Source organism: Erythrobacter sp., from assembly GCF_023653175.1.
Classification (GTDB): domain Bacteria; phylum Pseudomonadota; class Alphaproteobacteria; order Sphingomonadales; family Sphingomonadaceae; genus Erythrobacter.
The window spans coordinates 1-7763 of the sequence record NZ_JAMNXL010000170.1 but is presented as its reverse complement, the minus strand read 5'-3'; the positions used below and the strand labels follow the sequence as shown (position 1 = coordinate 7763).

Below are 7763 nucleotides of genomic sequence, written 5' to 3'. Positions count from 1 at the left end.
GGACGGTCGATCAGGCGGCTGGTGAGCGTTTCCTTTTCGGTCGCGCCGCGTTCACGCTTGAAGAAGCCGCCCGGGATGCGCCCGGCGGCCGAGAACTTTTCCTGATAGTGGACGGTGAGCGGGAAGAAGTCCTGCCCTTCCTTGACGCTCTTGGCGGCGGTCACGGCGCACAGCACCACGGTTTCGCCATAGGTGGCCAGAACGGCGCCATCGGCCTGACGGGCAATGCGCCCGGTTTCCAGAGTGAGGGTCTTGCCGCCCCACTCCAGCGATACGGTTTTCGTGTCGAACATTGGTTTTCCTTCTGAACCCGCGCGGCCGCATTGCCGGGCGGGGCCTCAAATGCCGGGGAAACAACCGTCCCGGTCCGGTGCGGGGCGCTTCGGCCCCAAGGCGGAGCAGACCGGATGTCTGCCAAGCCCCATAAGCAAAAAAGGCGGCCCCTTGGAGCCGCCCTTTCCGCTAAACTCTTACTTACGCAGGCCCAGCTTCTGGATCAGCGCGTTGTAGCGCTCGACATCCTTCTTCTTGAGATAGGCGAGCAGCGTGCGGCGCTTGTTGACCATCATCAGCAGGCCGCGGCGCGAGTGGTTGTCCTTGTGGTGATCCTTGAAGTGCTCGGTGAGGTTGCGGATGCGCTGCGTGAGGATCGCAACCTGCACTTCGGGGCTGCCGGTGTCCTTGGGATCACGGGCATTGTCAGCAATGATGGTCTGCTTAACTTCGGCGGTCACCGACATAGTACGTCTCTTTCTTACTCAGCGACATCGGGAAGGTTGAACCCGCGCACGACTGTGGCCGTGCCATCCGAAATTTCCATCAGCGCGACCGGAACCGAGCCCAGTTTCGCCAGATAGAGCCCGGATGAGTGGGGCATGCCAGACAGCACCCGGCCCTGTCGGACCGCCTGCGCGCTTGTCTGGTCGAGTGCGAGGGCCGGGATGTCGTCCAGCCCCGCCTCCAGCGGCAGGAGGAGGTGTTCAAGGCCTGCGCCCTTAGCGATTTCCTCGAGTCTGTCCAGCGAAATCGCCTGTTCCTGGGTGAATGGGCCAGCCTTGATGCGGCGCAGGTAGGTCACGTGGCCGCAGGTGCCAAGGGCGTAGGCGATGTCGCGGGCGAGGCTACGGATATAGGTGCCCTTGGAGACGTGCACCTGCAAGGTCGCATATTGCTCGCTTGCGTCAAACTCGCCGACGAAACCCTCCGCGACGTATTTCCAGCCGTAGATCGTCACCTTGCGGGCTGCCAGCGCCACTTCCTCACCGCGCCGGGCCAGATCATAAGCGCGCGCGCCATCGACCTTGAGCGCCGAATAGGCAGGCGGAATTTGCTCGATCTCACCGGTGAAATGCTTTTCGAGCACAGTCTCGACAGGGCCGAAACCCGGCTGCTCATCTAACTGCGCAATGACGGTGCCCTCGGTGTCGAGCGTGTCGGTCTCACGCCCGAACTGCACCGTGAACTCGTAAATCTTGCTCGCATCCAGCATTCGCCCTGCAAGCTTGGTCGCCTCGCCCAGCGCGATCGGCAGCACGCCTTCCGCGAGCGGGTCGAGCGTCCCGCCGTGACCGACCTTGGTCTTGGCATAGCCGTTCTGCCGCAGCACCCGCTTGACCGCACTCACCCCTTGCGTCGAGCCCATGCCGCGCGGCTTGTCGAGGATCAGCCAGCCCGAGAGCGGCACGGGTGCCCGCTCGCTCACCGTGCGATCCCGCCCGCGATCCATTGGGCGAGCGCCATATAGCGCTCCTCGAGCCACAGCACCGGCGGGAGCACGGTGTGCTCGACAAGGGCGAAGCCGGGGAAGGCCCAGGTCGCCGCGATCAGCACCACCAGCAGCAGCATGCCCACCTGCTGCAGCTTCTGCCACTGCGCCGCCATGCTGCGCGGCAGCAGCCCGCCGACGATGTGCGAGCCGTCGAAGGGCGGGATCGGCAGGAGGTTGAACAGCGCGAGGAAGACATTGATGAGGATGAAGGTCGTAAGCAGTGTCACGGCGATGCTCGCGGCGACCGTCCCCTCGCCAAGCCCCAGCCCGCCGAGCACTCCCAGCAGCACCGCGGCCAGCAACGCGAGCAGGAGATTCGACCCCGGCCCCGCCGCGGCCACCGCCATCATCCCGAAGCGCGGATTGTCGAGCCGCCGCGCGTTGATCGGCACCGGCTTGGCCCAGCCGAACACCGGCCCGCCGAGCAGCGCCAGCGCGCCCGGCACCAGCAGCGTTCCGACCGGATCGACATGGCGCAGCGGATTGAGGCTGAGGCGGCGCTGCTCGCGCGCGGTGGGATCACCAAGCGCCAGCGCGGCCAGCCCGTGCGCGACCTCGTGAAAGACGATGGCGATGATAAGGCACGGCGCCAGAATGGCGGCATAGAGAAGCGTTTCGGTCATGACGCGCTAGATAGGAACCCCGCGATCAACCCGCCAGCGCCGCGGAGAAATGCTTGCGGCACAGCGCTACATAGCGGTCATTGCCGCCGATCTCGGTCTGCTGGCCCTGCCGCACCGCCCGCCCCTCGGCGTCGACCCGCAGGTTCATCGTCGCCTTGCGTCCGCAGTGGCACACCGCCTTGAGTTCCACGAGTGCGTCCGCGATGCCCAGCAGGATCGCCGAGCCCGGGAACAACTCGCCCTGAAAATCGGTCCTCAGGCCATAGCACAGCACCGGCAATGCCGCCTCGTCCGCCAACCGGGCGAGCTGCCAAACCTGATCGGGGGTCAGGAACTGCGCCTCGTCGACCAGCACGCAATCGAGCTTGGCTTTCCCGTGGGCGGCGCTCACCTCGGCCCACAGATCGGTGCCGGGGGCGAAGCGGTGCGCCTCGCTCTCCAGCCCGATGCGGCTCCGCACCATCCCGGCCGAACGGCTGTCGAGCGCGGCAGTCCACAGCATGGTGCGCATGCCCCGCTCGCGATAATTGAAATCGGCCTGCAACAGGTGCGAGCTTTTGCCTGCATTCATGCTGGCGTAGTAGAAGTAGAGCTTGGCCATCGCGGCTGCCTATCGCTTTGCCGCGCTACGGGCGAGCGCGATGTGAACCTTTTGCGCAAGTCATGCGTATGGGAGATTGTATGACGAGCCCTCACGCCCTCACCCGCCTGCTGCTGCTGCTGCTGGCCGCCTTCGCGCTGGCCAACACCGCCAGCACGCCGCAGCGCTACACGCTCGATGCCTCGGCGAGCAATGTCTCGGCCAAGGTGCCCTTCTTCGGCCTGTCGAGCAAGACCGCGCGCTTCCCGCGGATGGAGGGCGCAGTAACGATCGTCCCCGGCGCGCCCGAGAAGGCGGTGATCGACGTGACCTTCGATGCGACCGCGATTCAAGCGCCCGATTCCGTCACGCTCGCACGTTTGCGCGGCGACAAGTTCTTCTGGGTGGAGAAATACCCGACGATCCGCTTCAAGGGCCGCTCGCTGAAACTGGCGAGCGCGACCAAGGGCACTGTGTCGGGCGAGCTGACAGCGCGCGGGGTGACCAAGCCTGCAACGCTCGCCGTGACCTTCGATGCCGATCCGGTGCGCAACGCGGGCAAGCCGGTGAGCTTCACCGGCACCACCACCATCGACCGGCGGGCGTTCGGGATGAAGTCCTACCAGCTGATCGTAGGCAACAAGGTCGACATTACGTTGAGGGCACGGATGCTGCCGCGCTGAACTAGGGGCGCCCCTGAGTGATGCGCTGATAGGGGCCGTCTCTGGGCAGCTTGAAGCCCTCTGCCTGATCGCTGGCCAGCACACGCAAAGATTCCGGCACGATCGCGCCCGTATCGAGGTCCGAGATCATCAGCATCGGCTGGACCCTCAGGTCTGGAGGGACCGCTCCCGTTTGGTCGGGCCAAAGACACATATCCGTGCGTGTTTCGAGCACCCACGCGAGATAGCGCCCGTCGTCAGACCAGCCCGCGATCCCGCCGGTGGCAAGATCAAGGCCGCGATATCGTGCAAGGCAGGGGAAGGCCGCGATCGCCGCGTCGACCGCGGCAAGCTTGAAGGCGTCCTGCCGGACAACCCCGCTCGCGGTCACATCATAGACCTCAGGCGTTCCCATGAAGGAGCCGATGTGGTGGGTGACGAAAATCCGGCCAGCTCGCGGCGACCACTGGAGCGCGAAAGGCATGGCATCGGAGAGGCCCGGCATCGGCCCAATCCGGCGCCCATCGGCATCCTCGATGAAGACATAATCCGAGAAGACCTCGCGCCCATCATCCTCCTCCGGCCGCACGCCAAGGTGGACGATCCGCAGTTGCGCGTCGGGTGAGCGCGCCTCGCGGGGGCAATAGGCGATGAAGACCTCGAGGCCATCCTTGCGGGTGCCGTCATGCGAACAGTCGTCGTCGAGCGCGCCAGTATAGCCGGGCTCGCTCGCCTCGCTTGCCGAGACGTCAGCTTGTTGGCTTGCGGCCTGTGCCAGAGCCGCGCGAGGTGGCGGGTCGGCAGGGAGAGCAGGTCCGCCCAGAAGGGCAAGGCCGATCGCCAAGGCGAGCGTGCCCGTGCGTCTCACTCTGCCCCGTCCTCGGCCCCGTCCTCGTCATCCAGGTCGCGCGCCACCTTGGGGTCGCGCAGCAGGGCTTCGATGCGGTCGGCCTCGGCGAAGCTCTCGTCCTTGCGGAAGCGGAGCTTGGGGGCGAATTTGAGGCCCAGCCGCTGGGCGACCTCGCGCTGCAGGAAGGCGGTGTTCTGCCGGAGCGCGTGCACCACCTCGTCATCGCCCGCACCCAGCAACGGCTTGATGTAGGCGGTGGCGTTGCGAAGGTCAGGAGTCATGCGGACCTCGGTGACCGAGATGTGCGAAGCGCTCACCACATCGTCATGCACCTCGCCGCGCGCGAGCAGTTCCGACAGGATATGCCGCACCCGCTCGCCCACCTTGAGGACGCGGACCGATTGCTGCTCGGCGGTGAAGGGAGCCTTGGCCACTACCCCATCCCCGTGCTGGTCGGCGTCGGGCGCGGGGTCGGGATCGCGGTGGAGGTGGCGCGGGCGTAGAGCGTGCCGTCCTCGGCGAACAATTCGCCCTCGAGGAAGATCACGCGCTGGCCCGCTTTCACCACCCGGCCCTTTGCCGTGATGGTCGCGCCCTCGGGGATCAGGCGGATGAGGCTCATGGAAATGTCGAGATTGAGCGGCGCCATCGCCCCGCCCGTCGCCGCGACATAGGCATAGCCCATCACGTCATCGAGATAGCCCGCGACCAGCCCGCCCTGCACGCCGCCGCGCCAGGTGCAGACCTCGCGCTTGACGGTGAAGCGCATGGTGACGGTCTGGGCGGCCTCGTCCCAGCTGACGAATTCGCTGCCGAGCAGCGCCGTGTGCGGCGACTGCCCGGCATCGTCGGGGTAGTGATTGTCGTGGAGGCTCACAGGGTCCGCTCACGCTCCTCGACCGAGAAGACTTCGAGGTTGTCGCCCGGCTTGATGTCGTTGGTATCCTCGAGCACCACGCCGCATTCCAGCCCTGCGCGCACTTCGTCGACATCGTCCTTGAAGCGCCGCAGCGACTGGATCTTGGTCGCCGAGACGATGACGTCGGCACGGGTGAGACGCGCGAACAGCCCCTTGCGGATTGCGCCTTCCAGCACCAGCAGACCTGCCGCCTTGTCCTTCTTGCCGGCCGGGAAGACCTGCTTGACCTCGGCGCGGCCGACCACGGTTTCGATCCGCTCCGGCCCGAGCTCGCCCGCCATCTCCTTGGCGATGGCGTCGGTGAGGTGATAGATGACGTCGTAATACATCATCCGCACATTATCGCGCTTAAGCAGCTCGCGCGCCTTGGCATTGGGGCGCACGTTGAAGCCGATGATCGGCGCCTTGGATGCGCCCGCCAGCAGCACGTCGCTCTCGGTGATCGCGCCCACGCCCGCGTTGAGCACGCGCACCTTGATCTCGTCGTTCGAGAGGTTGTGGAGCGCGTTGACGATCGCCTCGACCGAGCCCTGCACATCCGCCTTCACCACCACCGGGAATTCGATGACGTTGGAGGTGAGGCCTGCGAACATCGTGTCGAAATTGGTAGGCGCAAGCGCAGTGCGCTTTTCGGTCGCGAGTTCCTGACGATACTTGGCGACCTCGCGGGCGCGCTGCTCGTTCTCGACCACGGTGAGGTTGTCGCCCGCAGACGGCACCCCGCCAAGGCCGAGCACTTCGACCGGCATCGAGGGGCCGGCTTCTTTCAGCTGCTGGCCCTTGTCGTCGACGATCGCACGCACCTTGCCGCTCTGCGTGCCAACCACGAAAGTGTCGCCGCGCTTCAGCGTCCCGCGGGTAACGAGCACGGTCGCGACCGGCCCGCGGCCCTTGTCCAGCTGCGCTTCGATCACGGTCGCCTCGGCGTCGCGGTCGGGGCGGGCCTTCAATTCGAGCAGTTCGGCCTGGAGGCCAATCGCCTCGATCAGCTGGTCGAGCCCTGCCCCGGTCTTGGCCGAGACTTCCACGTCCTGCACATCGCCCGACATCGCCTCGACGACGATTTCGTGTTCGAGCAGGCGTTCGCGTATCTTCTGCGGGTTGAACTCGGGCTTGTCGGACTTGGTGATCGCCACGATCATCGGCACGCCGGCCGCCTTGGTGTGGTTGATCGCCTCGATCGTCTGCGGCATCAGCCCGTCGTCACCCGCGACCACCAGAATGACGATGTCGGTGACATTCGCCCCGCGCATCCGCATCTCGGTGAAGGCCGCGTGGCCCGGCGTGTCGAGGAAGGTGATCTTCGCCTTGTCCTTGGTGGTGATCTGGTAGGCGCCGATATGCTGGGTAATACCACCGGCTTCGCCCTTCACCACATCGGTGCCGCGCAAGGCATCGAGCAGGCTGGTCTTGCCGTGGTCGACATGGCCCATGATCGTCACCACCGGCGGACGCGGCAGCTGCGTTTCGATCGGATCTGCATCCGCGCTGCTGTCGATATCGACATCGCTCGCCGAGACGCGGGTGATGTTGTGGCCGAATTCCTCGACCAGCAACTCGGCAGTGTCCTGGTCGATGGTCTGGTTGACCGTCACCATCATGCCCAGGTTGAACAGCGCCTTCACCAGGTCTGCGCCCTTTTCGGCCATGCGGTTGGCAAGCTCGCTGACGGTGATCGCCTCGGGGACGACCACGTCGCGCACCTGCTTTTCGCGCGGCTTGCTGGGCCCGCCCTGCCCGCGGCGTTCCTTTTCGCGGGCGCGCTTCAGCGCGGCGAGGCTGCGCGCACGGCGGCCTTCGTCCTCGTTGAGGGCACGGGTGACGGTGAGCTTGCCCGAGCGGCGGTTGTCCTTGCCCTCGTCGACAGGGACGGCGCGCTTGTCGTCCTTCTTCTTGGGCTTGGCTTCGGACGCGGCCGGACGCTTGGGTTCGGGGCGCTCGACGGGCGTGAAGCGGCGCGCAGCGGGAACGGCGGCTGCGGCGGTCGCAGGCGCGGCCGGCGCTTCCTCGGCGGCAGAAGGTTCTTCGGCCGGGGGCGCGACCTCGGGCTGGGCGGGCGCACTGGCCGCTTCGGCGCGCTGGCGCTCCGCCGCTTCTTCCGCACGGCGGTTCTCTTCAACGCGGCGACGCTCTTCCTCGTCGGCGCGCTGGCGTTCCTCGTCCTCGCGCTTGCGCGCTTCCTCGGCGAGGCGCAGGCGCTCTTCCTCGGCTTCGAGCTGCAGGCGCTTGACCCGCTCCTGCGGGGTCTCGCCGGCCGGGGCGGGGCGCGCCGGGCGCGGGGCCGGAGCAGGCGGCGGGGGCGGCGGAGGCGGCGGGGCGGCCACAACCGGTTCGGGAGCGGGCGGCGGCGGCGGCGGAGCG

General features: G+C 66.7%; 9 protein-coding genes and 1 pseudogene. 1 reads left to right on the top strand and 9 read right to left on the bottom strand.

Features of this window, described 5'->3' with window-relative positions:
• The 5 genes and pseudogenes from NBV68_RS15610 to NBV68_RS15590 form a co-directional block, all read right to left on the bottom strand.
• Positions 1 to 293 (bottom strand): annotated as a pseudogene (locus NBV68_RS15610) (polyribonucleotide nucleotidyltransferase); the annotation flags it as partial.
• A 177-nt stretch (positions 294 to 470) separates the two neighbouring features.
• Positions 471 to 740: a 30S ribosomal protein S15 gene (gene rpsO / locus NBV68_RS15605; RefSeq protein WP_086608857.1), complete on the bottom strand. Its 270-nt coding sequence runs from the start codon at positions 738 to 740 to the stop codon at positions 471 to 473.
• A 14-nt stretch (positions 741 to 754) separates the two neighbouring features.
• Entirely contained in the window at positions 755 to 1726 is a 972-nt protein-coding gene (truB, locus tag NBV68_RS15600) for a tRNA pseudouridine(55) synthase TruB (RefSeq protein ID WP_296311446.1), read from the bottom strand.
• Positions 1699 to 2391, bottom strand: coding sequence for a site-2 protease family protein (locus tag NBV68_RS15595; RefSeq protein WP_296311443.1), 693 nt, complete (start codon positions 2389 to 2391; stop codon positions 1699 to 1701). Before NBV68_RS15595 ends, truB begins: the two co-directional genes overlap by 28 nt.
• A 25-nt stretch (positions 2392 to 2416) precedes the next feature.
• A complete protein-coding gene (locus NBV68_RS15590) occupies positions 2417 to 2992 on the bottom strand; it encodes a thymidine kinase (protein ID WP_296311441.1) in 576 nt (191 codons plus the stop codon).
• A gap of 80 nt (positions 2993 to 3072) precedes the next feature.
• On the opposite strand from NBV68_RS15590, the gene NBV68_RS15585 reads away from it, so the two are divergent.
• On the top strand, positions 3073 to 3654 hold the full coding sequence (locus NBV68_RS15585; RefSeq protein WP_296311436.1) for a YceI family protein: 582 nt from the start codon (positions 3073 to 3075) through the stop codon (positions 3652 to 3654).
• Position 3655: 1 nt separating this feature from the next.
• Here the strand turns inward: NBV68_RS15585 and NBV68_RS15580 are convergent, their stop codons facing one another.
• The 4 genes from NBV68_RS15580 to infB form a co-directional block, all read right to left on the bottom strand.
• Positions 3656 to 4501: a hypothetical protein gene (locus NBV68_RS15580; protein ID WP_296311433.1), complete on the bottom strand. Its 846-nt coding sequence runs from the start codon at positions 4499 to 4501 to the stop codon at positions 3656 to 3658.
• Complete coding sequence (gene rbfA / locus NBV68_RS15575; protein ID WP_296311430.1) at positions 4498 to 4917, bottom strand: 30S ribosome-binding factor RbfA; 420 nt, start codon at positions 4915 to 4917, stop codon at positions 4498 to 4500. Before rbfA ends, NBV68_RS15580 begins: the two co-directional genes overlap by 4 nt.
• Positions 4917 to 5360: a PaaI family thioesterase gene (locus tag NBV68_RS15570; RefSeq protein WP_296311428.1), complete on the bottom strand. Its 444-nt coding sequence runs from the start codon at positions 5358 to 5360 to the stop codon at positions 4917 to 4919. The genes rbfA and NBV68_RS15570 overlap by 1 nt, the downstream gene beginning before the upstream one ends.
• A partial coding sequence (gene infB / locus NBV68_RS15565; RefSeq protein WP_296311425.1) for a translation initiation factor IF-2 occupies positions 5357 to 7763 on the bottom strand: 2407 nt, incomplete at its 5' end. The genes infB and NBV68_RS15570, both read right to left, overlap by 4 nt.